The sequence below is a fragment of the Paenibacillus rubinfantis genome, assembly GCF_001486505.1.
GTDB classification, from domain to species: Bacteria; Bacillota; Bacilli; order Paenibacillales; family Paenibacillaceae; genus Fontibacillus; species Fontibacillus rubinfantis.
Genome location: NZ_LN909065.1, coordinates 1,173,151 through 1,197,694, shown reverse-complemented (window position 1 = coordinate 1,197,694; position 24,544 = coordinate 1,173,151). Strand labels below are relative to the sequence as shown.

General features: G+C 55.0%; 17 protein-coding genes. 12 read left to right on the top strand and 5 right to left on the bottom strand.

The features are described from left to right. Nucleotides 1–16 precede the first annotated feature (16 nt). A complete protein-coding gene (locus tag BN3277_RS16940) occupies nt 17–1,450 on the top strand; it encodes an MFS transporter (RefSeq protein ID WP_059044568.1) in 1,434 nt (477 codons plus the stop codon). A 56-nt stretch (nt 1,451–1,506) separates the two neighbouring features. On the opposite strand, the gene BN3277_RS16935 is transcribed toward BN3277_RS16940, so the two are convergent. The 3 genes from BN3277_RS16935 to BN3277_RS16925 all read right to left on the bottom strand — a co-directional run bounded on the left by BN3277_RS16935 (nt 1,507) and on the right by BN3277_RS16925 (nt 5,779). Further along, complete coding sequence (locus BN3277_RS16935) at nt 1,507–2,994, bottom strand: UxaA family hydrolase (protein ID WP_082691487.1); 1,488 nt, start codon at nt 2,992–2,994, stop codon at nt 1,507–1,509. Beyond that, on the bottom strand, nt 2,982–4,424 hold the full coding sequence (locus tag BN3277_RS16930; protein WP_059044564.1) for a tagaturonate reductase: 1,443 nt from the start codon (nt 4,422–4,424) through the stop codon (nt 2,982–2,984). The genes BN3277_RS16935 and BN3277_RS16930 overlap by 13 nt, the downstream gene beginning before the upstream one ends. A 320-nt stretch (nt 4,425–4,744) precedes the next feature. Continuing rightward, a complete protein-coding gene (locus tag BN3277_RS16925; protein WP_059044562.1) occupies nt 4,745–5,779 on the bottom strand; it encodes a LacI family DNA-binding transcriptional regulator in 1,035 nt (344 codons plus the stop codon). 171 nt (nt 5,780–5,950) lie between these two features. Between BN3277_RS16925 and BN3277_RS16920 the strand changes: the two genes are divergently transcribed. After that, nucleotides 5,951–6,871 (top strand): dienelactone hydrolase family protein, encoded by a 921-nt coding sequence (locus tag BN3277_RS16920; protein ID WP_059044560.1) that lies wholly within the window; start codon nt 5,951–5,953, stop codon nt 6,869–6,871. Between the two features lie 31 nt (nt 6,872–6,902). Here the strand turns inward: BN3277_RS16920 and BN3277_RS16915 are convergent, their stop codons facing one another. Further along, nucleotides 6,903–7,778, bottom strand: coding sequence for a helix-turn-helix domain-containing protein (locus BN3277_RS16915; RefSeq protein ID WP_059044559.1), 876 nt, complete (start codon nt 7,776–7,778; stop codon nt 6,903–6,905). A gap of 109 nt (nt 7,779–7,887) precedes the next feature. Between BN3277_RS16915 and BN3277_RS16910 the strand changes: the two genes are divergently transcribed. The 7 genes from BN3277_RS16910 to rbsK all read left to right on the top strand — a co-directional run bounded on the left by BN3277_RS16910 (nt 7,888) and on the right by rbsK (nt 19,138). Further along, nucleotides 7,888–10,929, top strand: coding sequence for a glycoside hydrolase family 2 TIM barrel-domain containing protein (locus BN3277_RS16910; RefSeq protein WP_059044557.1), 3,042 nt, complete (start codon nt 7,888–7,890; stop codon nt 10,927–10,929). 193 nt (nt 10,930–11,122) lie between these two features. After that, complete coding sequence (locus tag BN3277_RS16905) at nt 11,123–11,560, top strand: MarR family winged helix-turn-helix transcriptional regulator (protein ID WP_059044556.1); 438 nt, start codon at nt 11,123–11,125, stop codon at nt 11,558–11,560. 18 nt (nt 11,561–11,578) lie between these two features. After that, nucleotides 11,579–13,222 carry a DHA2 family efflux MFS transporter permease subunit gene (locus BN3277_RS16900; protein ID WP_059044554.1) on the top strand — a complete coding sequence of 548 codons (1,644 nt, stop codon included), beginning with the start codon at nt 11,579–11,581 and terminating at the stop codon, nt 13,220–13,222. A gap of 460 nt (nt 13,223–13,682) precedes the next feature. After that, a complete protein-coding gene (gene ltrA / locus BN3277_RS16895) occupies nt 13,683–15,101 on the top strand; it encodes a group II intron reverse transcriptase/maturase (RefSeq protein WP_059041683.1) in 1,419 nt (472 codons plus the stop codon). Nucleotides 15,102–15,319: 218 nt separating this feature from the next. After that, nucleotides 15,320–16,489 (top strand): response regulator, encoded by a 1,170-nt coding sequence (locus BN3277_RS16890; RefSeq protein WP_059044551.1) that lies wholly within the window; start codon nt 15,320–15,322, stop codon nt 16,487–16,489. 126 nt (nt 16,490–16,615) lie between these two features. Further along, nucleotides 16,616–17,692 carry a sensor domain-containing diguanylate cyclase gene (locus tag BN3277_RS16885; RefSeq protein ID WP_059044549.1) on the top strand — a complete coding sequence of 359 codons (1,077 nt, stop codon included), beginning with the start codon at nt 16,616–16,618 and terminating at the stop codon, nt 17,690–17,692. Nucleotides 17,693–17,836: 144 nt separating this feature from the next. After that, on the top strand, nt 17,837–19,138 hold the full coding sequence (gene rbsK, locus BN3277_RS16880) for a ribokinase (protein ID WP_082691486.1): 1,302 nt from the start codon (nt 17,837–17,839) through the stop codon (nt 19,136–19,138). A gap of 263 nt (nt 19,139–19,401) precedes the next feature. On the opposite strand, the gene BN3277_RS16875 is transcribed toward rbsK, so the two are convergent. Then, nucleotides 19,402–19,944 (bottom strand): flavin reductase family protein, encoded by a 543-nt coding sequence (locus BN3277_RS16875; RefSeq protein WP_059044547.1) that lies wholly within the window; start codon nt 19,942–19,944, stop codon nt 19,402–19,404. A gap of 240 nt (nt 19,945–20,184) precedes the next feature. On the opposite strand from BN3277_RS16875, the gene BN3277_RS16870 reads away from it, so the two are divergent. From BN3277_RS16870 to BN3277_RS16860, 3 genes are all read left to right on the top strand, one after another. After that, entirely contained in the window at nt 20,185–22,491 is a 2,307-nt protein-coding gene (locus BN3277_RS16870) for a helix-turn-helix domain-containing protein (protein WP_059044546.1), read from the top strand. A gap of 203 nt (nt 22,492–22,694) precedes the next feature. Further along, a complete protein-coding gene (locus BN3277_RS16865) occupies nt 22,695–23,627 on the top strand; it encodes an ABC transporter permease (protein ID WP_059044544.1) in 933 nt (310 codons plus the stop codon). A gap of 15 nt (nt 23,628–23,642) precedes the next feature. Next, on the top strand, nt 23,643–24,527 hold the full coding sequence (locus BN3277_RS16860; protein ID WP_059044542.1) for a carbohydrate ABC transporter permease: 885 nt from the start codon (nt 23,643–23,645) through the stop codon (nt 24,525–24,527). The last annotated feature ends 17 nt before the right edge of the window (nt 24,528–24,544 follow it).

Here is a 24,544-nt window from a genome sequence, read left to right as displayed (position 1 = left end):
AGGTGGAGGCATGGGCATGAACGGTACAACCCGTACACGGGTTCAATATATCATTTGTACGGGAGCTTTCTTATCCAACTGTTCCGCCGGCATGTTCAACATCGCGCTGGTTGACATCGCCGGAAATTATAAGGTAGGTCTCGCCTCCGCACAATGGGTTGTTACGGCTTATTTGCTGGTCATTTCCGTACTCTTGCCGGTGATGGGGAAGCTCGGGGATACCCGTGGTCGGCGGTTCGTGCATAATCTAGGTTACTTCGGCTTTGCGTTAGGGGCACTCGGCTGCGCGCTTGCGCCGTCACTGGGCTGGTTGATTGCCTTCCGTATTGTGCAGGGCGTAGGTGCCTCTATGTATCAGGCGACGAACATGGCGCTGATCGTCTCGTTGTTTCCTCCTGAGAAAAGAGGGAGAGCTTTAGGGATGATCAGCACCTTCGTGGCCGCCGGTTCGATGATTGGTCCCAGCCTGGGAGGCGTACTGATTCAATGGATCTCTTGGGAGGCATGCTTCTGGCTGCTGGCCGGCACCGCGTTGATGGCTTGGATGATGGCTCAACGGTATATTCCAAAGGATATGCCGGAGGAGCAAGGGCACATTGATGTAACCGGAGCCCTTCTGTTTGGGGCTTCGTTAACAGGCCTTGTCACAGCTATTCATCTAGGCACGGAATGGGGATGGGGATCCCTGCCTGTGGTCTCGCTGTTGTTCATGTTCGCGGGTTGTGCCGCCGGGTTTGTGATGTGGAGTCTCTCATCCCGGTGGGGCGTGGTGGCAAGTCAAGCCCCTGTCGGATCCCCGCAGGTACAGGAACCTGCCAGCGGCTCCCCCTTTATCGATCTCAAGCTGCTTGGGGATGCTGCGACGAATGCCGGGATCTGGATCACCATCGTTACGTATATGGCCGCTTTTTCGACGCAACTCGTATTGCCGGTATTTCTTCGTCATGAGTTGGGTGTCCCGCCGGCGATGGCTGGATTGATGATGATGGGTTATCCGCTGGCATTGATCGTCGCATCCCCGTTATTCGGCAGTATGTCGGACAAGCATGGTTCCATGCCGCTGCTGACGGCCGGATTGTTGGGGATGGCTGCGACGTTAGCGGCTTTAGGTTTTCTATCAACCTCGTATCCGATGCTTCTGCTAATAATATTGATTGTATTGCTTGGTGCATCCATGGGGATGATCACTTCGCCTAATACGAGCCTGGTGATGGGCCGCGTGGATCATGGGCACTTGGGTTTCATCAGCAGTTTACTAGCGTTGTCGCGTAATCTTGGCATGATGTTTGGCACTGCGGCAGGCGGCGCGTTAATAGCCGGCGCAGACGGTTATCGGATGGTTTTCGTCCTTTGTCTCGCGCTGGTGTTAGGATCTTTAGTTCTCTTGCTTGTTACGGTTCGTCAAGCAAGGCATCGTCGTCACCACGAGGAGACGGTATCACCATCCTAAAAAAGCCATTGCCTGGACGTTAAACGTCCGGGCAATGGCTTATTGGTGTGATTCAATTACAAAGTGACCCCGGTTTTGAAAATGGCCAGCTCGCGGACCTCGTTCTGCTCGTTCCGGGTTTTCTGCCCGCTTGCCACCTCGATGACGTAAGTGATAAAGTCCTCCAGCACCTTTTCCATCGGCGTATCCAGCAAGGAGCCGGCGTTAAAATCCATCCAGTGCTGCTTGCGGGCGAACAGCTCGTTGTTCGTGGCGACCTTTACCGTTGGGACAAAGCTGCCAAACGGGGTGCCGCGGCCGGTCGTAAACAGGACCAGCTGGCAGTCGGCGGCGGCCAGCGCGGAGGAGGCGACCAAATCGTTGCCCGGCGCTTGCAGCAGGCTAAGTCCCTTCTTGCGCAGCTTCTCGCCGTATTTCAGCACGTCGACCACCGGAGCAGTCCCGGCTTTTTGCGTGCAGCCCAGCGATTTGTCCTCCAGCGTACTGATGCCGCCGGCCTTGTTGCCGGGCGATGGGTTCTCATAAACGGGTTCGCCGTAGGATAGGAAGTATTGCTTAAAATCATTGATCAGGGCGACGATTTGCTCGAACACCTCCGGGCTTTCCGCGCGGGCCATCAGCATCTGCTCGGCCCCAAACATTTCAGGCACTTCGGTCAGGATCGTGGAGCCGCCCTGGGAAATCAGGAAATCGGAAAACGCGCCAAGCAGCGGATTTGCCGTAATCCCGGAGAAGCCGTCGGAGCCGCCGCACTTCAACCCAACGTTCAGTTCGCTGAGCGGGATCGGCTCCCGGCGGTCGTTCCGGGCCGCCTCCACCAGCTCTTCGAGCAGCGCCAGCCCAGCTTCCAGCTCGTCTTCGACCTCTTGGGCGACGAGGAATTTGACGCGTTGCTCATCGTAATCACCCAGCCGCTGGCGGAACTCGGCCACGACGTTGTTCTCACAGCCGAGGCCGAACACCAGCACGCCGCCCGCATTGGGGTGCAGCACGGCATCCGCCAGAATATCGCGCGTCATGAGATGGTCTTCCCCCAACTGCGAGCAGCCGTACGGATGCTTCAGCACAGTGATGTTGTCGAAGGGGCCGAGATCCGGATGCTCCGCCTTAAAGGCGCTGATCATTTGCTCGGCGATCCCGTTCACACAACCGACGGTAGGCACGATATACAGATCGTTGCGGATGCCGGCTTTCCCGTTGGTCCGGCGGTAGCCCTGAAAGGTGAGCTGGCGTTTCGGGAAGGTCACGGGATGCAGGTCGGGTTGATATTCGTACTGTTCCTCGCCGGCCAGATTCGTTTTCACATTATGCGTATGCACCCATTCGCCCGGGGCGATGGCCGTAACCGCATGGCCGATGGGGGAACCGTATTTGGTCACGGACGAACCGGCGGGGATGTCGGATAACGCGATTTTGTGGCCTTGAGGAATGTCTTGCTTGACTTGAACGGTCACCTCATCAAATGGGATCTGTTCCCCGGCTTCGATCGGCCGCAAAGCAACCGCAACGTTGTCGCGCGGGTTCATTCTCATTAATCGCCGCATGGGCTGCCGCCTCCTATCCATTGTAACGTGGCCCTGGCGCCAAACGCGTCCAGCTTCCGCACATATTGCTCCAAGGTTTCGGCGAGTTCGGGAACGCCGGTCAAATCCTCACCCCATAACTTGGCTTCCTCTAAAAGGGTCGGAATCACTTCCTTGGGCCGCGTCCAAGCCGCATCGAAAAGGGCAAGCACGTCCGGGCTGTCCTTGCGTTCCAGCCGGTCGCCTCGGTAGCCGACCAGCAGCGCAGCGAAAGCCAGGGTGATGCGCTTCGGCAGCTCGCCGCGTTCCCGCTGGTAACGCAGAAGGACGGGCAGCAGCCGGGTCTTGAATTTGGCGATGCTGTTCAGGGAGATCGAAGCCAGCTCATGCCGGATAAACGGGTTCATAAACCGTTCCCGCACGGCTGCAGCGTAAGTGAGCAGCCCCGTCTTGGGCAAATCCAGCATCGGAACGATCTCCGCGCCCATCAGCTCCCGGACGAATACGGACAAATCCTCATCGTTCATCACTTCCTCCACCGTCTCCAGTCCGGCGAGTAAGCCTAGAGCGGCCATCGCAGTGTGGGGGCCGTTCAGCAGGTGGACCTTTTGCTCGCGATACGGGCGCAGATCATCGGTGAAGATGACGTTTAATCCGGCTTCGGTCAGCGGCAGCCGTTCAGGCAGCCAGGCCGGGCCCTCAATAACCCACAGCAGGTAAGGCTCGGCGGTCACCATCAAGCGGTCTTGGTAGCCGAGCTCGCGCTCCAGCTGCTCCGCTTTTTCCTGCGGGAATCCGGGGACGATGCGGTCCACCAAGCTGCAGCAAAAGGTATTTTCCCGTTCAAGCCACGCCGTGAACCCGTCGCCGAGCTTCCAATCCGCAGCGTAACGCAGCACGATCTCCCGCAGCTTCTCGCCGTTGCGATCGATCAGCTCGCAGGGGATAATCGTAAATCCTGCTTTCCCCAACTGATAGCGCCGATAGAGCAGGGCGGTTAGTTTGCCGGGGAAGCTGCGCTGCGGCCTATCCGTCAGGCGATCCTCCGGGTTGTAAGCGATGCCGGCCTCGGTTGTGTTCGAGGTGATGAACTCGAGGGAATCTTGCTCTGCCAGGGCGAGAAACTGTTCGTACTCGGTGTACGGGCTGATCAACCGGCTGACGGAGTGGAGGATCTCATATTCGTTCACGACTTGCTGCTCGGCGATCCCGTTAATTAGTACGGTGTAGAGGTGATCCTGCCTCGCATAGTGCTCGGATACCGGACTGGCCTGCGGCTTGACCATCACCACGCTGCCTTGAAACCGGCCTTGCTGGTTCATCTGTTGCACCTGCCAGACGGTGAAGGCGCGCATAAAATTGCCCTCGCCGAACTGAATCATCCGTTCCGGATAGGTGGGCAAGTCGGGAACTAAAGCTCGGGATAATGGCGGATGAAGGGGTGTATCCATGGGCTTCACAACTCCTTTTTCGCATCATTCATCATGGAAAGGAACGAGATAACGCACTAGATTAAATGTTTTGCACACGTGAACAATTTGGGACGCGACCCGGGCAGGAGAAAATAGCTGCAAGAATGCATCTATTTTTGCCTGGATCGCCGATTTTGGGCAAATAACGTCTATAGTGCAGTTATTTCTGGCCAAATCTCTAGTTCGAGCGATATGGACCCCAAATAACTGCATTATTGCAACTATTGGCCGCAAACACGACCAAACACCCGAAAATAACTGCATCCCTGCAGTTATTTTCTTGTCGGCAGACGACGCTGCTAGATTGCGGCAACCGATTGGCGGATCATCAGCGTCGTTGGGACAAACAGGGTCTCGCTCGGCGCCCCCGTGGGCGGCTCCTTGTCCGCTTGGCTCGACCCCGGACCTGCGGGCTGCATCAGCTCGATCAGTTTGCGGGTGCCTAGCTCGCTGATCTCGGCGACCGGCTTGCGGATCGTCGTCAGGGCCGGATTCGTGTAGCTGGCGAACACGATATCGTCGAATCCGATCAGCGACACCTGATCCGGCACGCTCACGCCCCGAGCGTAGCAAGCGTTCATCGCCCCGATCGCCATATCATCGTTCGCGCAAAACACCAGCGTAGGCGGCTCGGGCAGATCCAGCAAAGCGTTCATCCTCCGGAACCCGCTGTCGATGCTGTAATCGCCGGCCGCCTGATATTCGGCGGGGAGGGAGAGCCCATGGGCGAGCAGGCTTTCCAGGAAGCCCTGCTTCCGTTCGGCCGCCGATCGGAAGCCGGCCTTGCCTTCCATGATCGCCAGCCGTCGATGGCCCTGGCCAATCGCATAATCGATCGCTTCCCGCACGCCTTCGCGGTCGTTCGCCACAACGTTGGCCATGCCGGGATCGTCCAGATGGCGGTTGAGGACGACCAGCGGAATGCCCGCCTTCTTGACGTGATAAATAAACGCGTTGTCCGCATCGCTTTGGCTCATCACCAGAATGCCGTCAAAGCGGTGCGGCGAGATGCCCTCCAAATGGCGGATCCCGTCGATTCCGTGCACAGTCAGGCTGTAGTTCTCGTCCAGCGCATGATGTATGCCTTTAATCGCATCAACGAGGAAGCTGGCTGACGTGCCTTGATCGATGCTGGAGAAAAACAGCCCGATCGTATACGTCCTCTTCATCACTAAACTTTTGGCGCTGACGTTGGGAACGTAATTCATGTCGGCGGCGATTTTTTCGATTTTGTCCCGTGTCTCCGGCTTAATCAGCGGGCTGCCGTTCAGCGCCCGAGACACCGTGGTATGAGACACACCAGCCACGCGGGCAATGTCTTTGATCGTAATCATAGAACCTCATCTTTCGCAGAAGAGTTGCTTGTTATTTTCACGTTTTCATTGTATGCCCCATAACTTCAAAAAGTCAAGAAAAACAGGCTTTGCACACGTGAAAATAAAATTTGCTGACGGACGGATGTAAGCGCTATAATATCAGGTAGAATCAATGGGAGGGAGGAGGACATGCGCGTGGAGGAAAGTCGGTCAAAATTATGGGAACTGCTTGGGGATTTGCCCGCCGCCGAAAGAGCCGTTTCGGCTCGGCTGCTGAAGCGAGAAACGTTTGACGGGTATGAGCTGGAGACGTTGCTGCTGGATTTAAACGGGCTGGAGCTTGTGCCGGCCTATTTCGCCAAGCCAAGGGAGGGCGAGGGACCTTACCCGCTTGTCGTGTTTAATCATTCTCATGGCGGCAATTATGGAAACGGCCGCAAGGAGCTGATTCGCAGCAGCGGTTACCTTCAAGAGCCGTCTTTTGCCAAAGTGTTGACGGATTTAGGGTGTGCGGTGTGCAGTATCGACATGTGGGCCTTCAACGAACGCAGCGGCAAAAGCGAAGGCGAACTGGTCAAGGAGATGTTGTGGAACGGGCGGTCGTTATGGGGCATGATGCTCTATGATCATCATCGGCTGATCGATTACCTGTGTACCCGGGAGGATGTGGATGCCTCGCGAATCGGAACGATCGGGATGTCCATGGGCGGCCTGATGGCCTGGTGGCTGGCGGCGCTTGACGAGCGGGTGGGCGTCGTGGTTGACCTCTGCGGTCAGGTTGATGCAGAAACCCTGATCGCCAAGCGAGGCCTGGAGCATCACGGGTTCTATTTTTACGTTCCCGGGCTGCTGAAGCATTTTACGACCCTTGAGATTCAAAAGCTAATCGCTCCCCGGCCCCGGCTGAGCTTGGTTGGCCGAAACGACCGGCTTTGCCCGATCGAAGGGGTGCAGCTGTTGGATCGGGGCCTGCGGGAAGCCTATGCGGCCGTCGGGAGGCCGGACCATTGGCAGACCGTCATCACCGGCGGCGGCCATATGGAAACCGCGGAGATGCGAGCGGCCTGGCCGGAATTTATCAAGCGGCATTTGGTGCGCACTGCACCATAGGCAGGTGTCCGCGACCTCCTCGGGCGGCGGTCTACCGCCCCTCGCGCAGCTCTTCCGACGGCAGGCGCTGGAACTCGCGCTTGTACAGCCGGGCAAAATACACCGGCTCCAAGCCGACATACGCCGCGGCCTGGCGGATCGTCATGTCGGGATGCTCGAGGAGCAGATGCCGAGCCGTTTTCAGCCGGATCTGATGGAGGTATTGCAGCGGCGTTAATCCCATCGCTTGCCGGAACAGCCGGGTCAGCTGCTTCTGTGAATAGCCGACATGACCCGCCAACCCGGCGATCGTGATCGGCCGGTTCAAGTGGTCATGCAGGAAGCGAACCGCCACATCCACGACCGATGTCCGGTAGGAGACAGGGGGAGCAGAGGGCTGAAGCGATGGGATAGATGAATCGGTCTGCCGGCTCGTTTGGCCTGACGTGTCCTTGAGGATCGCCAGCAGCAGCGAGTACAACAGCTCCGTCGTTTGCCAAGGGTCATGCTCGTTGCCGGATAACTGCCAAATGGCAAGCAGGCGGTCTGTAAACAAGGTGACGTCCGAGAGCTGCAGCAGACGTGGAGCATCGCCAAAACCCCAGCGGCTTAGCACATCACCGAAGTTTTCCAGCAGCGTAACGTATCCGACGAACCACGGTTGTTCCCCGTAAGGCATATATTCGTGGGCGCATCCGGCCGGGATGAAGAGCAGCTGGCCGGGATGGAGGATGTCCCATTTGTCCTTGTCGACATGTAACCGGCGGAACTGCCCCGCCCCGGAGAGGGTCAAGAACAGCTGATGTGCGGAAAATCCCTTCATCCGCGTAAGCGGCGGCTGAATTTCCGTTCCTACCGTATACACGGTCAGCGGCAGAATCTCGTTGTGCGAGGGGGTCAAATTGCTTTTGAGCGGCAGCAGGTCCATGGCGGTTCACTCCATTTTGTCCATTTTGTCTGGTGGATTGTCCGATTTGTGGCTTCCGCCCGATTATAGCTCACCTCTATAATGAGAGCAAATCGTTTTGGGAGTGTGAATGAGCTTGGAACTGAATCGTGAATGGGAAAATCTATCGTGTCTGCACATCGGCCGGCTGCCGGCCCGCGCCTCCTTTATTCCGTACGCTAATGCCGAGACGGCGCGGACGGGGAAACGCGGCCGTTCACCGCATTACCAAACGCTTAACGGGATGTGGAAATTCCGTTATCATCCGCGGGTTCGCGAGGTCGACGAGCGTTTTTTTGAAGCAGAAACAGACGCCAGCGCTTGGGATGACCTGATCGTACCTTCCTGCTGGCAAACTAACGGTTATGATCAGCTGCACTATACAAACGTCAACTATCCGATTCCTTATGATCCGCCGTATGTACCGGACGACAATCCGGCGGGCGCATATGTGAGGGATTTTAATCTCCCGGAAGCGTGGACGAAGAAAGAGACCCATATCGTGTTTGAAGGGGTGAACGCCTGTTTTTATTTGTGGGTGAACGGCCGCTTCGTCGGGTACAGCCAAGGCAGCCGGATTCCGGCGGAATTCGATCTTTCGCCGTTCGTTGCGGCGGGCCGCAATCGCATCGCCGTGCTGGTGTTGAAGTGGTGCGACGGTACATATTTGGAGGATCAAGACGTTTGGCGCTTCTCCGGCATTTATCGCGACGTCTATTTGTTGTCCCGGGATACCGCGCATATCCGCGACGTATTTAACCAACCGCTGTTGTCGGGCGATCTGACCGAAGGCAAGCTCCGTTCCGAGATCGAAACGACGGGCAACCTGAAGGTACAAGCGGAAATATGGGATCCGTCGGGCAAGCTGGTTGGACGGCAGGAGGCGCAAATCGACGGCAAAGGGACGATTGAGCTGGACGTGCCGCAGCCGCAGTTGTGGAACGCCGAGCAGCCTCGGCTGTATGAACTGTTTTTGACGGCGGGGCAAGAGGTGTTGCGTTTTCGGATGGGCTTCAAAAAGGTAGAGATCGTAGACGGCATCTTCCGCATCAACGGCCGCGCCGTGAAGCTGAAGGGGGTTAACCGCCACGATTCCCATCCAGAGCTGGGACAGACGATCCCGGTAAATCATATGATTGCGGATCTAAAGTTAATGAAGCGTCATAATGTCAACACGATCCGCACGTCGCATTATCCCAACGATCCGAAGTTTCTTGACCTTTGTGATGAATACGGGTTTTACGTTATAGATGAAGCGGACTTGGAGTGCCATGGCGTAACCCGTACGGGCGAACTGGAGGAAGGGGTCTTCCACAAGCTGTCGAAGGCTCCGGAATGGCGGGAAGCGTTTGTGGAGCGGGCGGTTCGTATGGTCGAGCGGGACAAAAACCACGCCTCCGTCATCATCTGGTCGATGGGCAACGAATCCGGTTATGGACCCAACCATATGGCGATGGCGGAGTGGACGAAAGCGCGGGACGCCTCCCGTCCGGTGCATTACGAAGGAGCGGATCCCCGGTATTACAGCGATCCGAACACGTCTTGTCTTGACATGGATAGCCGTATGTACACTTCAGTTAAGGAGATCGAGCGCTATGCCCTGGATGAGAACAGCACCAAGCCGCTGTTCCTATGCGAATATAGCCATGCCATGGGCAACGGACCCGGGGATTTGCAGGATTACTGGAATGTGATTTATCGCTATCCGAAGCTAATGGGCGGCTGCGTTTGGGAATGGTGCGACCACGGCATAGCCGCGGAAACGCCGGACGGACAGCGTTATTTTGCCTATGGCGGCGATTTTGGCGAGCAGCCAAACGACGGGAACTTCTGCATCGACGGGCTCGTATTTCCGGATCGTCGGCCGCACACCGGCTTGTTGGAATTGAAGCAGGTCATTGCGCCCGTTCACATCGACGCCGAGGATGCCGGCCAAGGACGGTTCCGCGTACTGAACCGGTATGACTTCAGCAATCTGTCGCATCTAGCGGTGAGCTGGAAGCTGGAGCGGGAGGGAGAAGTGCTGCAGCAAGGGCGGTCAGGCCTGCTAACCGCCGAACCGGGGGAGACCCAAGAGTTGAACCTTCCATACGATCTGCCGCAGGAGGTGCCGGGACCGATCGTATTGACCTGCTCTGTTCGGCAGCAGCAGGATACCGCTTGGGCGGAGGAAGGCTATGAAATCGCCTTCTATCAATTTGAATTGCCGGGGGCGCAAGGCCTGTTGCGCCAAGAGCTGCCGGTCCTCCGGGAGTACGCTGCTTTTATGAAAGCGGAGGAACAAGAAGGACGTCTTACGGTGACCGGATTTGATTTCGAACACGTCTTTGATCTGAAGTTAGGCATGCCGCAGCAAATAACAAAGCAAGGCATTCCGCTGCTCTCTCGGCCGGCGCGGTTTAATCTGTGGCGGGCACCGATGGACAATGACATGCACATCCGTAAGGAATGGGAAGCTGCCGGTCTCCATCATACGGCCATGAAGGTATACGCCAGCCGTTGGGAGCAAAAGCCGGACGCTTCAGTCGAAATCCGCGTCGACTTCTCGCTCGCCAGCTACACCTTCGAACCGTTCGTACGCGGCAGCGCCGTTTGGACGGTTGAGGGAACGGGGGAAGTGAAGCTGGCGGTTCATGCTGACGTGCGTGAGAACCTCCCGTTTTTACCTCGCTTCGGCCTCGAACTCACGATGCCAAAAGGGACCGAGGAGATCGAGTATTACGGCTTCGGCCCGCATGAGAGCTATATCGACAAGCGGGCGAGCGTACGCAAAGGCAAGTACCTGTTGTCCGTGGACGATATGTTCGAGAATTACGTGATGCCGCAGGAGACCGGTTCCCGTTACGGCACCGATTGGGCGATTGCTTCCAATGTCCAAGGTATGGGGCTGAAATTTACGGCCGGGGAGCCATTCTCGTTCCAGGCGTTGCATTACACCGCCGAAGACCTGACGGCGGCGCAACACACGTATGAGCTTCAGCGTCGTCCTGAAACGATCGTGACGCTTGATTACCGGATGAGCGGTGCGGGGTCCGGCTCCTGCGGACCGCAGTTGGCGGAGCCTTATCAGTTTGCTGAGAAGTCGATTGATTTTGCGGTAACGATCCAACCCGTTTTTAAGGAAGAGGAATAGAAGAAGATCTACTATAATAAGTAATCAGCTGTTCCCTGGCCTTGCGGCCGGAGAACGGCTTTTTTTTTGTTGCAAGGAGGGCTTGACGAGAGATTCGTTAGGGAGTATATTATTAAGCGCTGAAATATTTAAATAGTAAATTAATTTAAATCTTAAATAATTCGGACGGCTCAAGCAGAAAGGAGGAGCGGCATTGGTAAAAAAAGAAGAGCTGTTCGAAGTGACCTCGATGTTTCGAACGCTGATCAAAGCGATCACACAGGAGTGGAACAAACGCGGAGGCGAGTTTAACCTTAGCTTCCCGCAATATAAAATGCTCTACATGCTGAACGCCTCCGGGACGCACACCGTATCCCAGCTGGCAGAGGCGCTGGGGATTACCTCCGCAGCGATCACGGGAATTACAGACCGGCTGGTCACGGAAGGCTTCGTAAGTCGGGAACGCGGGGAGAACGACCGCCGGATCGTGAACATCTCGATTACCAATCGAGGCCGAGAAATCATCAACCAGGTCACCGAACGGCAGAAGGAGATGCTCGAAGGTTTTTTTGATCAACTGCAAGAGGAAGATTTACAGCATTTGCGACGAATTTTTGGCGTAGTGCTTGCAAATATAGAAAATAAATCATAACGGAGATGGAGAAACTACATGGAACACTTAACACTTAAACGAAAAGTTTCGATCATGATCGCCATCATGGCCGCGATGTTCTTCGCTGCCATTAACCAGACGATCGTGAGCACGGCGATGCCGCGGATCATTTCGATCCTTGACGGCATGGACTACTATACCTGGACGATCAATATTTACTTACTGACTTCTACGATCGCTACCGTCCTGGTCGGCAAACTGTCCGATATGTACGGGCGGAAGCCGTTCCTGCTGATCGGGATCCTGCTCTTTATGGCGGGCGCTTTTATGACGGGGACGTCCTCGGACGTATTCCAGTTTATCACCTACCGGGGGATTCAAGGGATCGGCGCCGGGATCATTCAGTCGACCGCCTTTACGGCTGTAGGCGACTTGTTCCCGCCGCGTGAGCGCGGCAAATGGATGGGCCTGATGACAGCGATCTTTGGCTTTTCCAGCGTCCTTGGCCCAACCCTGGGTGGCTACCTCGTCGATCATATGGATTGGCACTGGCTGTTCTGGATCTTCCTGCCGCTGGGTATCGTAGCGTTTATCATGATCCTGTCTTTGTTCCCGAAAATGGAACGCGGCAGCTCCCAAAGCATCGACTATGTTGGCTCGCTGTTTATGACGACAACGATCGTGCCGATGTTGCTGGCCTTTTCTTGGGCAGGCACGACGTACGCTTGGGGTTCAGCGCAAATTATCGGCTTGCTCGCGGCTTCGGTCGTATCCGCTTTGATCTTTGTGTTTGTGGAATCGAAGGTAAAAAATCCGATTTTGCCGCTTCACTTGTTTAAAAACGATGTTGTGACCATTTCCAATATCATCGGCTTCATTATGAACTTTGGGATGATGGGCGCCTTGATTTACCTGTCGTTCTTCGTGCAAGGCGTGCTGGGCATTTCGCCGACATATGCCGGCTATGTGACGATGCCGATGTCGATCGTCATGGTCGTCGCGAGCGCCATCACCGGCCAAATGATCGCGAAGAAAGGCAAATACAAGCAATTTGCTCTGTTTGGCATTCCGATCATGATTGCCGGGATGGCCATTATGATTTTCATGAACAGCGTGCCTGTCGCGATCCTCAGCATGATCGTGTTTGGCTTGGGTCTAGGCGTCGGGATGCCGGTGTTCTCGCTGGCCACGCAAAACGCCGTGCCGCATAAAGAGCTTGGCGTAGTTACCGCTTCGACGCAGCTGTTCCGGAATCTCGGCGGTACGATCGGGATTGCGGTCATGGGTACCGTCATGTCAAACAATTTGACGAAAAACCTGAAAGAAGCGCTGCAGTCATCCGCGGCGCCGGACATGAGCCAGATGGATCCGCAGTTGGTGCAGCAAATGACCGCTTTCGCCAACCCGCAAACGTTGATGAACAAACCGTTGCTGGAGCAGACACAAGCCAGCTTGCCGGCGGATGCACAGCCGTTGTTCGCACAAATGATCCAAGGTATCCGCGATGCGCTGGGAACGACCTTGTCCACCGTGTTCCTGACCGGAACCCTGGTGTTGGTCGTGGCCTTCGTGCTGGTCTTCTTCCTGAGAGAGCTGCCGCTTCGGTCGACAAACCAAGCGCCAACTCCGCAGACTTCCAAGGAAGGCGGCGAAGAAGGGGCGGCACTGGGCGCGCAAGCTTCCGCTCCGCATCAAGCTTAATCAGAACTTATTCATAAAGAGAGCTTTCGCATCGTCATGCGAAAGCTCTTTTTTTAGTGCGCCACGCATGGCGCGTAGCTAGGCGGTGAAAGTCCGCTATGGGGGCTGGCAGTTGCCAACCATTAGCCAAGAGCAAGGGTGTCCATCGTGAGGTGGAATCTGAAGGAAGCTGGAGGCAAAGTCCCGGCCTGAGGAACACGAATCGCATCAGGCATCCAAAGTGGGATGAGTCTGCTAAACAAGACGAAATCCAATAAACTGCACGGACACGCGGATGTAAATGCGGCGGGTATACGGGATGAAAGTTACGCGTCTTACCGTGGGAGGTCTCATGGACGTGAGGAGATGAATTTCAAATCATGGTTGAAACAAGATTTATCATGAGAAGTCAGCAGACGCCATAGTACCTCGGTTAGTCGACAACTTGAGGGAAGGGCTGAACCTAAGGAGGTGTGGGTTAATGAATGGTACCGAAACAGGAGTCAAGTGCAGCCAACTTCGAAGAGAAGGCTCGACGCAAAACGTACATGCGGAACATGGAGAATATGCGGGAGCGCACAGTCCTGAGCGGATACCTGAAACCGACAGCACCGACGCAACCGAGTCGAAGGACGAGTTGCTTGAGAAAATCGTTAGCAGAGACAACATGAACGAAGCGTTCAAGCGGGTCAAAACTAACAAAGGATCTCACGGAATCGACGGGATGGGAGTAGATGAACTTCTACAATATCTCCGAGAGAACGGAGAAACCATCAAGGAATCCATTCTGGACGGAACCTACCGTCCGAATCCTGTTCGAAGGGTAGAAATCCCGAAAGAGAACGGAAAGAAGAGAAACCTGGGAATTCCTACGGTTGTTGACCGAGTTATCCAACAGGCGATCGCTCAAGTGCTTACCCCGATCTACGAAAAACAGTTTTCGGAGAACAGTTTCGGATTCCGACCCAAGAGAAGCGCACATAACGCTATTCAGAGAAGCCAATCAAACATCGAAGAAGGGTACAAATACGTGGTCGATATGGACTTGGAGAAATTCTTTGACACCGTTAACCAAAGCAAATTGGTGGAAGTCTTATCCCGAACCATTAAAGACGGGCGGGTCATCTCGCTCATCCACAAGTACCTGAAAGCCGGCGTTGTCGTGAAGCACCGCTTCGAGGATACGGAAATCGGCGTACCGCAAGGGGGCAATCTGAGTCCAATTCTCAGCAACATTATGCTGAACGAACTGGACAAGGAACTGGAAAGCCGCGGGCACCGCTTCGTGCGCTATGCGGACGATCTCCTGATCTTCAGCAAAAGCAAAAGGAGCGCGGAACGGACACTGGAGAACATTCTTCCCTTCATTGAAAAGAAGTTGTTTCTCAAAGTGAACCGGGAAAAGACAGTGGTGGACGAGGCGTGGAAGGTTAAATTTCTTGGGTTCTCCTTCTACAAAAGGAAAGGAGAGACACGAGTCCGCATTCATCCGAAATCCGCTGCCAAGATGAAAGCCAAAGTAAAGGAGCTCACGTCCAGAAGCAACGGGATGGGAAATGAAGAACGAGCCGAAAAGCTTAGACGCTACATCATGGGGTGGATCAACTACTACAAAATAGCGGATATGAAAAGTATGCTCCAATCCACGGATGAATGGATGAGAAGGCGGATTCGCATGATCTTCTGGAAGCAGTGGAAACGAGTGAGGACGAAATTCGAGAAACTGCAATCGCTCGGAATCCAAGGACAAAAAGCATGGGAATACGCAAACACGAGAAAGGGCTACTGGAGAATCTCCAATAGCCCCGTCCTCTCGAAGTCCCTCGGAAATAACACCCTCAAGGGCTTAGGATTTCTCTTCTTCTCGGATTATTATCGACAAGTAACTGCGAAAACTTAGGAACCGCCGTATACCGAACGGTACGTACGGTGGTGTGGGAGGTCGGCTACTCAATTAATGGGTAGCCTCCTACCCGATCGAGGGATTAGGTGTGTTGATTGCAGCTTGGCGATAAAGTGCGGGGAAAAGAGAGATCTTGTCGCCTTCGCAGATGGAATTCCTTGTGATCTCAGGTATACTAAAGGATAGGGTTGAAGATCTCACAAGGGGAGTCCGGGATGAAGGTCATTTTGGTTGATGATGAGCAACTAGCCTTAAAGTATATGGAACATCAGTTGCGGAAGGTATCGCAAATCGAAATTCTCGGTAAATTTATCGATCCGTTCGAAGCGAAACGTTTTGTGCTGGAGACGGAAGCAGATGTGGTATTTCTGGACATCCATCTGCCCGAAATCAATGGCATCGAGTTGGCCGAACAACTCCTGCAGCACAAGCCGCAGCTTAACGTGGTATTCGTTACGGCGTATGATGAATACGCGATTAAAGCTTTTGAATTAAATGCCCTGGATTATGTCTTGAAGCCGGTCCAGAAGGAGCGGCTGGAAATCACACTGCGACGGATTCAGGAACGTATGGACGGGCGGAAAACTCAGGGAGAAGTCGAAGCGAGCTCCCTTCAAGAAGGGCGGCTGAAGATTCGGATGTTTCAACAGTTTCAGATCGAAGCCTCCTCGACCCTGCACCCTGTCCAGATCCGCTGGCGCACGACTAAAGCGCAGGAATTGTTCCTGCACTTGCTCCAGCACCGGGAGCAGCTTGTCCGTAAGTCCGTACTCGTTGAATTGTTATGGCCGGGATATGAACCTAGCCGGGCTTATTCGCAGCTGTACACAGCGGTGTATCACATCCGCAAAACCCTGGAGCCTTACAGCGAATATATGCATATCAACAGCGCCACAGACGGTTATGTGCTGCAGCTCGATAACGTCGATTTGGACGTGGAAACCTGGGAACAGTTTGTTGGTTCCGTCACGACGTTGGACGAGCGGACCGCCGCCGAGCTTGAAGCGGTGTTGGACTTGTACCAGGGGGATTACCTGCAGGATTACGATTATTGGTGGGCGGAGAGCGAACGTTATCGATTCAAATCATCATGGCTCCGCATGGCCACCCGTATGGCTGAATGGCACAAGGGGCAAGGTCAACTGGACAAGGCGATCGAAATGTACCAAGGGATATGCGATCGGCATCCGCTGGAGGAAGATGCCCATTTAGCCCTGATGAAGCTCTATGCTTCGCTAGATAAACGCGCCCTTGTGCTGCGCCAATACCGAAGACTCGAAGAGGTGTTAGCCGCAGAGCTTAACGAACCGCCAAGCCCTTCGATCCTTCAGTGGTACCGCGATTGGTCTCAAACCCATCAAAGCCCTTCCCAAAACAGCCTTTAAACTGTTGTTGGGGGGGCTTTTTTATTGATTTACTTCCGTGAATGTCGATAATTTGTAGAGTTTGATATGCGAAAATGCGGTAAATGTACTAGCGCCATACGAAAAGTGTGAAGTTGGGTGGGAACGATGAGGATCGTAAAGCATTTTGCCGGATTATTTCAGAGCATTCGAGGTTTGCTTGGGATAGAAGCCACTTTCCGCGCTCGGAAGGAAGGCTTGAGGGAACTGTTTGAACAGCAGAGCCGCATGTTGGATATGATCGCAAAGGGGGTGAAGCCGAGGCTCATCCTGCAGGAGCTTGCCGGTCTTGCCGAGCGGCTATGCGGTGCTGGTTGCGCCGTTTATGTGCCGGACGGGGAGGACGGAGAAAATATGCTGCGTTTGGTTGCGGCCTCCGGGCTGCCCCGGGAATATATCCGCCGGGTTCAAGGTCTGGAGCTAGGCCCGTCAATGGGGGCAAGTGCCAGTGCGGTTAATACGCGGCGGATCGTTGTTGTGCCGGATACCGGTCAAGACGCGCGGTGCGAGTATTACCGAGACTTGCTCCTGGAGCATCCGCAGTTGAGATCATGCTGGGCAGCTCCAATCCTGGCACCGGACGGAAGCGTAGAGGCGGTTTTTGAGCTGCACTACACGCGTTATCTCCCGCCATCTGCCGATACCTTGGCGCTCCTGGACATGGCAGGGCGGTTATTGAATCTGGCGATAGAAGGACAGCAAATGCGCGAGGAACTGCATCGTTGTCGTTATTACGATGAAGTTACGGGGCTGCCGAACCGGTCTTTTTTCCGGGAACGGTTGCAGCAGGCGATGCGGCAGGATATGGAGAGTTCTCGTTCGTTTGCCATCCTTTATCTTGAAATCTCCGGATTAGAGACTTTACATACACGGTTTGGCCAGGTTGCTGAAGACGATTGTCTTAAGCAGATCGCAGACCAACTGTACGACGTATTGCCGCCTGCGGCCGTACTGTGCCGGTTGGGAGAAAATCGGTTTGCCGCGCTGGTGTGGGAGATGTCGGAGGCGGAAACGATGATGCTTGGGCGGAGGCTGACTGCGGCGTTTGAGATAAGGCCGTTCCAACTGGATCCCACATGCCGAGTAAGCGCAGCTGTGGGGATTGGCATGTATCCCAAGCAAGGGCAAGGAGTACTCCAGGCTGCGAAGGCCGATCTGTACCGGGCGAAAGCTCCTCAGCATTAAACTGAAGGGAGAACACGAAGGGAACCAAGGGCAGAGAAGGCTTTGTCCGAATCGAACCGAATCGACGGCTTGCTGAAAGAACGCTTCTAACATAAACTGGAGGCAGAAACTTAAAGGCAGAGACCTAGATAAGGATGGATGGTCATGGCTATACCTAAGGTGGCTGTTATCGGCAGCTTAAATATGGATATCGTGGTGGAGACGCGGCAAATTCCACAGACCGGAGAGACCGTATTGGGCGATCGGGTCCGCTTTATCCCGGGCGGTAAAGGCGCAAACCAGGCGGTAGCCGCCGCTCGTTTGGGGGCGGACACCTCGATGATCGGCGCGGTTGGGGCGGACGCCTTCGGTGACCAACTGCTGGCCGCCCAACGCCAGGATGGTGTGGATATAGGCGGTGTCAAGCAGCTTCCCGATGCGGCCACGGGCGTCGCATCGATCTATGTCGCCGATGGCGACAACCGCATCGTTGTTGTCTCCGGTGCCAATGATCAGGTGACGCCGGCGGATATCGACCTCCACGCGGACAAGCTGGAGCAGGCCGATATCGTGCTGCTTCAGCTGGAAATCCCGGTGGAGACGGTGCTTTACGCTGCACGGATCGCCAAATCACTGGGCAAGACGGTGATTTTGAACCCGGCCCCGGCCCGGGAACTGCCGGATGAGCTATATGGCTACATGGACTATATGACGCCCAATCTCACCGAACTGGGGCGTTATGCCGGCATGGAACCGGCAGCGACCCGCGATTTCCTTCGCTTGGCGATGAGCCGGCTGAAGGACTTGGGCGCCACCCAGATCGTGACAACGCTGGGAGCCAACGGATCAGCTTACCTGGATGAGGCCGGGGAGGTGCGCACGGTGCCGGGGCATCCCGTTTCTGTCGTGGACACAACCGGGGCAGGCGACTGCTTTAACGCCGCGCTGGCGACGGCGCTCGCCCAAGGCCAAAGCCTGGAAGAGGCGATGCGCTTCGCATCGCTGGCCTCCGCGCTGGCGGTGACGAAGTTCGGTGCCCAGGCGGGCATGCCGACGGGGGAAGAAGTGCGGCGGTTTGCGGCAGCGGGTTCGTTCCGGGCGACAACGCTAGAAGAGCAGATCCGCGTGAAACGGATCTACGAGCCCGCTGCCCCCGAGGATGGGTACCGTATCTTGGTCGATCGCTTATGGCCGCGCGGGATGACCAAAGCGGATGCGGCGATCGACGAGTGGATGAAGGGGATCGCGCCAAGCCCGGAGCTGCGCAAGGAATTCGCGCACCGGATGGAGCGGTATGCGGATTTTAGCGCCAATTACCTCCGGGAGCTGAACACGAGCCCGGAGTGTGCCGTGCTGGCGGACCGCATCCGCGAGCTCGCGGGCGAACGCCCGGTCACCTTGCTGTACGCCGCCAAGGACCCGGTGTATAATCACGCGAACGTGCTTCGGCGTTGGCTGGTGGATTGAACGCGCAAAAAAGCTGCTTCTCGCTTTGGTAGCGACGAAGCAGCTTTTTTGCGTGAGAAATGTTGTACCGAGTACAACATTTCCATCGAGTACAACCCTCTCCCGAAGAAATTGTTGTAAAATGTACAACATTTCATAACCCCTCGGGGATAAAACGCTAAGAATGTTGTACTCCATGCAACATTTTGCGATTATTCCGCTGATTCCGGCCGAAAATGTTGTATAAAATACAACATTTTCACTCAGGAGCCCCGCCGAAGCGGTTAGCTCTCCTGCAAAAACCGGAACCCTTTGTTGACTCCATCCCCCGCATAAATTACCGAATTGAGCTTATCGATCTGTAGGCGTCCCTCCGCGTTCAAATAGTCCTTGGCTACGGAACGGCTGACGATTCGGCCTAAAATATGGGTCAGGCCCGGGAACTGCTCGCTTTCTACAACTTCTACGACCTGGCAGGCGATCGAGATCGGGCACTCCTGGATGGCAGGGGCATGGACATGTGCGGAAGCTTCCGGCGTCAGGCCGGATGCTTCAAATTTACTGCCCTCTGCGCCGGAACGTGAGCCGCAATAGTTAATCGACTCCTGCAGGGAACGGTCCGGCAGGTTCACCACGAAGTCGGCGCCCGCCTTGAGGTGCTGCGCGGCAAAGCCCTTGCTGTTGAAGCCCAGGGCAATCATGTCCTTTAGCGAATAAGAGGACGAAGACGGCGTTACGTGCGCAACTCCGTTTTCATCGTAAAAGCTGGTTAGAATAACCGGAAAACCATAGTACATTTTTTCAAAATTAACCTCGATTTTCTCCATGTTGCCTCCTCCTAAATCCTCTATATCTTGTCATTTACCTATCTCTTCGAAGATAACGCTGCGGAAGGAGCAGCAAGGTGATTGCGGTCACATTTCACGGTGTGAAGGTCAGAGGAGGATTGACAACCCAAATAGCGAACGATATAGTAAGGGCACCCGATACCTGGCATTCTCCCGATGCCGAAATAGAAGATGTTTAAACACCAACTACCCCAAGCTATCAACAGGGAGTGAGAACCGATGAATGTGCTGCAAATGCTCCGCTCGCGTAAATATTTGCAGCGGATCATGCTCAGCTTTATGCCCGTTGTCGCCATGCTTGCGATTGCCTCTCTCGTCCTGAACTCCGTCGCGCGCGATAAGGTGCTGAGCCTGCAAAACGACGCCGACCGCAAACTGCTCACTCAACTCAACTACAATATCGAAAACATGAACGGCATCGTCAAAGATTTGGCGGTTTCTCTGTACAACGAGGAAGAGATGATCGCGCTGAAGTCCGGAGGGGACTATAAACAGAGCATTTTGAAAATCGAACGACTGAACAAAACGGTGGCCAGCTCCCCTTATTTGCACGCCATCGTATTTTACAACGGGAAGCAAGAACGCTTCTTCTCGTCACTGAACCACGGGATGGATAACAGCCAATTGTACGGCGCCTTGGAAAAGGTGATGGCCGCTGACAACGAGCTGCCGAAGCTGCAGCTGCTGCCGCTCGATCTTGACGGCGGGAACGAAGGGATCGACGTGTTTGCTTTTTTCGTGTACGACGGGCTTACGCTGGGTTCCGTTAACAATGATGTACTGATTCTAACGGTGAAGCCCGGTTGGATGCTAGACAACCTGAAAGCGCTTAATCGGGTGGTCGACCGAGAAAATGATATGCTGTTCGTCACCGACGCCGAGGGTCGGCTGCTGATGTCCAATGATCGTTCGCTGCCCGAAGGGCTTGATACCAAGGAGGTTCTCCGGCAGATCGCCGGCTCGGATCATCCGCTGGACTCGTTTATCTACGCGCAAGATGGAAGCAAATACAAGGTCACCTATTTAAGCAAGGCTTTAAACAACTGGCAAATCATCAGCCTGCAGGATTATGACGATGTGTTAGGCAGCGTTCGGCAGATGCGGTGGACGGAAATCGCGGTGACGTTTTCCGTGGCGCTGCTTGCTGTATTGTTGTCGGTGTTCTTTGCGCTGCGGCTGTACAAACCGGTGGGACATCTGCTTACACTGGTCCCGCCGGGAGGATCTCGGACGACGCCGGCCAAGGATGAGCTGTCGCTTATCGCGGATAACGTGACGGAAATGCTGGGGAAACTCAAAGGGCTGGAGCAGGAGCGGGCATCGCAGTGGAATATCGCCAAGCAGTATCACCTGCGCAGCTTGATCAGCTTGAGCGAAAGCTTGGAGGAGCCAGCCTTCTTAAAGCTTAAATCGCAATACGGCATCGACATCGCGTATCCGTCGCCGTTACGGCTGGCGCTGGTGCAGATTGACGATGCCCGCGAATTGGCCAAACAGCAAGGCCCTGCGGCGGAATCGCTGCTCTACTTCGCCGTGGCCAATATCGGCCAGGAGTTGCTTGGGAACGGCGCTTCCTGCGAGGCAGCGGATATGAAGAGCGAACATCTCGTCTTTATTGTCGGCGGGGAGTCTGAGGAGCTGGAGAAGCTGGGAGACCGTTTCGGCGAGCTGCAAAACACCATTCTCCGCTATTACCGGATCACCTTTACGGTAACGTTTAGTGATGTATTCGAGGATTACCGCCGGCTGACGGAGCATTACAACCTGGCGGTGCGACGGGCGAACTACCGCATGATTTTTGGCAAAGGAGCGATCCTTGAACCGAAGCGGCTGCGGGCTAACGAAACCAATGAAGCGTTCCGCGTCCCGCAAGAGCTGGAGCGGCGGCTGACGGATGGGCTGAAGAGCGGCGACCCAGAGGAAACGGAGCAAGCGATTCGCAGCTGGATCCAGCTCCTTGGAGAGTTCAGCTTCGAGAATATGTACTCCGGACTGCTGCATTTAACGGTGGCGCTAAGTAATACGCTTGGCGAGATGAACCATCACAACGTCAACCCGGTGTCGATTAACCTGCAGGCGATCAACCGGCGTATTTTGGAGCAGGAAACACTTCACGAAATCGAGGTTGTACTCCTGGAGGTTGTGCGGGAGGTGCTGGAACAACGCCGCAGCGGGCGCGAGAACAAAAACCGGCTGCTGGCCGATACCGTCATGGAAATCATCGATAAGCATTACGCGGATCCCGACCTGAACGTGCAGCGGATCGCCGAAATGCTGAAGATGAGCTCCGTTCACTTAGGCCAGGTGTACAAGGCGGAGGAGGGGCTGTCAGTCGTCGACCGGATCAACGAAGTCCGTTTGGCTCAGGCCCGTCTGTATTTGGAGCAGCAGCAACTGACGGTGGCGGAAATCATGGAGAAGGTTGGCTTCGGCAACGAAAGCTATTTTTATCGGCTGTTCAAGCGGCGTTACGGTGCAACGCCGAAGGAATACCGGCTGAAAGCGGCCATCGACCGCAATACATGAATCCCCTATCCACATGGACCCGCAGCGGAAAGCTACCGCCTGCGGGTTTTTGGCGTACCGATACAGGAATCCGAAATCATTACAGCCTCCCGGTACAGCAATCCTGAAATTGTACAGTAACGATGTTGCCCGTAGCTGCGCTATCGTTAGACGTGCAAAGCCATTGTCGCAGGCAAGACGGATGGAAAGGAAGGGGCTTTGAAATGTTGAAAAGGGATTCATGGATTCGAAGGGAGCTCCACCATTTTCGAAACAACCGGGAGCTCTTCATACTGTCGGTGCCGGGGATCGTGTACAAGCTGATTTTTGCTTACCTCCCCATGGTTGGACTCATTATTGCCTTTAAGAATTACAGGTACGACCTGGGCATGTTCGGCAGCAAATGGGTGGGGCTGGAGAATTTTCGGTATTTGTTCTCTACCGATGCGGCCTGGCGGATTACGCGAAACACGGTGCTGTACAACGCCGCCTACATCTTAACCACAGCGGCTGCGGCGCTCCTGCTCGCGATCCTGCTAAATGAAGTGAAGGCGAAATGGAGCAAGTATTACCAGACGGCCTTGTTTTTGCCCTATTTTTTATCCTGGGTACTTGTGGGGTATGTAGCTTACGCCTTCTTAAATCATTCGGACGGATTTATCAACCGCACGCTGGAGGCCTTCGGCATGGAGCCGATTAGCTGGTACCAAAACGCCGGGCCGTGGCCGGCGATTCTGATTCTGGTTCAGCTCTGGAAAGCGGTCGGGTTCAACACGCTGATCTATTTTGCCGGCATTATCGGCATCAACGGCGAGTATTACGAAGCGGCGAAGATCGACGGGGCCACGAAACGGCAGATGGCGCTGAAAATTACGATTCCGCTGCTGGCACCGCTCGTTATCATCATGCTGATCCTCTCGATCGGCAACATGTTCCGCGGGGACTTCGGGCTGCATTATTTTATTCCGAACAACTCCGGTTTCCTGTACGGTTCTACGGATATTATCGATACCTACGTCTATCGGGCGCTGCGCGAAGTTGGGAACGTGAGCATGTCCGCGGCAACGGGATTTTATCAATCGGTGGTCGGGTTCATCCTGGTGCTGTTAGCCAACGGCATCGTGCGCAAAATCAATCCCGATCATTCGCTATGGTAAGGAGGAGAGGCAACCATGAAGAAAACGATCAAGCCTTCCCAAATCGGTCTCCATCTCCTGTTTACGGTCCTGTCGCTGATTGTCATCTTGCCGTTTCTGCTCGTTGTGGCCGTATCCTTAACGGACGAAAAGGCGATCACTCAATACGGTTACCAATTTTTCCCCAAATCGGTTAGCCTGGACGCGTACCGGTATATGCTGGACGCTCCGGATATTTTGCTTCGGGCCTACGGGGTGACGATTACGGTGACCGTAATCGGGGCTTTGGCCGGCTTGCTGTTAACTGCAATGACCGCTTACGTTATCTCCAGGCCAGACTATCGGTATAACCGGATTACGACGTTTTATGTGTTCTTCACGATGCTGTTCAGCGGCGGGCTGGTTCCTTCGTATATTCTGATGACGCAATACCTGCACCTAAAGGACAGCTTGCTGGCATTAATCCTGCCGGTGCTGCTCTCGCCGTTTAATATCATGGTCATGAAAGGGTTCATGTCGAAAATCCCGATTGAGATCATCGAGTCGGCCAAAATCGATGGGGCGCGAGAGTTCCGTATCTTCTTTCGCATCATCCTGCCGCTGTCCACGCCGGCGCTGGCCACGCTGGGCCTGTTGATCTCCTTCACCTACTGGAATGAATGGTTTAACGGGATGCTGTATATCGACGATCCAAACAAGGTGCCGCTGCAGCTGCTGCTGGTGCGCACCCTGAAGAGCATCGATTTTCTTACCTCCAATTCCGAGTTTACGCAGCAGTTGGGCATCGACCTGGCGAGCTTCCCGAACAACTCGGCGCGAATGGCCATCGCCGTTCTGGCGGGCGGACCGATGCTGGTGATCTTTCCATTCTTTCAACGGTTTTTCGTGAAAGGGCTTACGGTTGGCTCCCTCAAGGGTTAACATAAACCAACAAATCT

Excerpts from the sequence above, each read along its gene's own strand:
- BN3277_RS16875 (WP_059044547.1), bottom strand. The coding sequence starts at position 19,944 with ATGGAGAAAATCGAGGTTAATTTTGAAAAAATGTACTATGGTTTTCCG.
- BN3277_RS16900 (WP_059044554.1), top strand. The coding sequence starts at position 11,579 with ATGGAACACTTAACACTTAAACGAAAAGTTTCGATCATGATCGCCATC.
- ltrA (WP_059041683.1), top strand. The coding sequence starts at position 13,683 with ATGAATGGTACCGAAACAGGAGTCAAGTGCAGCCAACTTCGAAGAGAA.
- BN3277_RS16870 (WP_059044546.1), top strand. The coding sequence starts at position 20,185 with ATGAATGTGCTGCAAATGCTCCGCTCGCGTAAATATTTGCAGCGGATC.
- BN3277_RS16890 (WP_059044551.1), top strand. The coding sequence starts at position 15,320 with ATGAAGGTCATTTTGGTTGATGATGAGCAACTAGCCTTAAAGTATATG.
- BN3277_RS16940 (WP_059044568.1), top strand. The coding sequence starts at position 17 with ATGAACGGTACAACCCGTACACGGGTTCAATATATCATTTGTACGGGA.
- BN3277_RS16920 (WP_059044560.1), top strand. The coding sequence starts at position 5,951 with ATGCGCGTGGAGGAAAGTCGGTCAAAATTATGGGAACTGCTTGGGGAT.
- BN3277_RS16910 (WP_059044557.1), top strand. The coding sequence starts at position 7,888 with ATGAGCTTGGAACTGAATCGTGAATGGGAAAATCTATCGTGTCTGCAC.
- BN3277_RS16930 (WP_059044564.1), bottom strand. The coding sequence starts at position 4,424 with ATGGATACACCCCTTCATCCGCCATTATCCCGAGCTTTAGTTCCCGAC.
- BN3277_RS16885 (WP_059044549.1), top strand. The coding sequence starts at position 16,616 with ATGAGGATCGTAAAGCATTTTGCCGGATTATTTCAGAGCATTCGAGGT.
- BN3277_RS16915 (WP_059044559.1), bottom strand. The coding sequence starts at position 7,778 with ATGGACCTGCTGCCGCTCAAAAGCAATTTGACCCCCTCGCACAACGAG.
- BN3277_RS16925 (WP_059044562.1), bottom strand. The coding sequence starts at position 5,779 with ATGATTACGATCAAAGACATTGCCCGCGTGGCTGGTGTGTCTCATACC.
- BN3277_RS16935 (WP_082691487.1), bottom strand. The coding sequence starts at position 2,994 with ATGCGGCGATTAATGAGAATGAACCCGCGCGACAACGTTGCGGTTGCT.
- BN3277_RS16865 (WP_059044544.1), top strand. The coding sequence starts at position 22,695 with ATGTTGAAAAGGGATTCATGGATTCGAAGGGAGCTCCACCATTTTCGA.
- rbsK (WP_082691486.1), top strand. The coding sequence starts at position 17,837 with ATGGCTATACCTAAGGTGGCTGTTATCGGCAGCTTAAATATGGATATC.
- BN3277_RS16860 (WP_059044542.1), top strand. The coding sequence starts at position 23,643 with ATGAAGAAAACGATCAAGCCTTCCCAAATCGGTCTCCATCTCCTGTTT.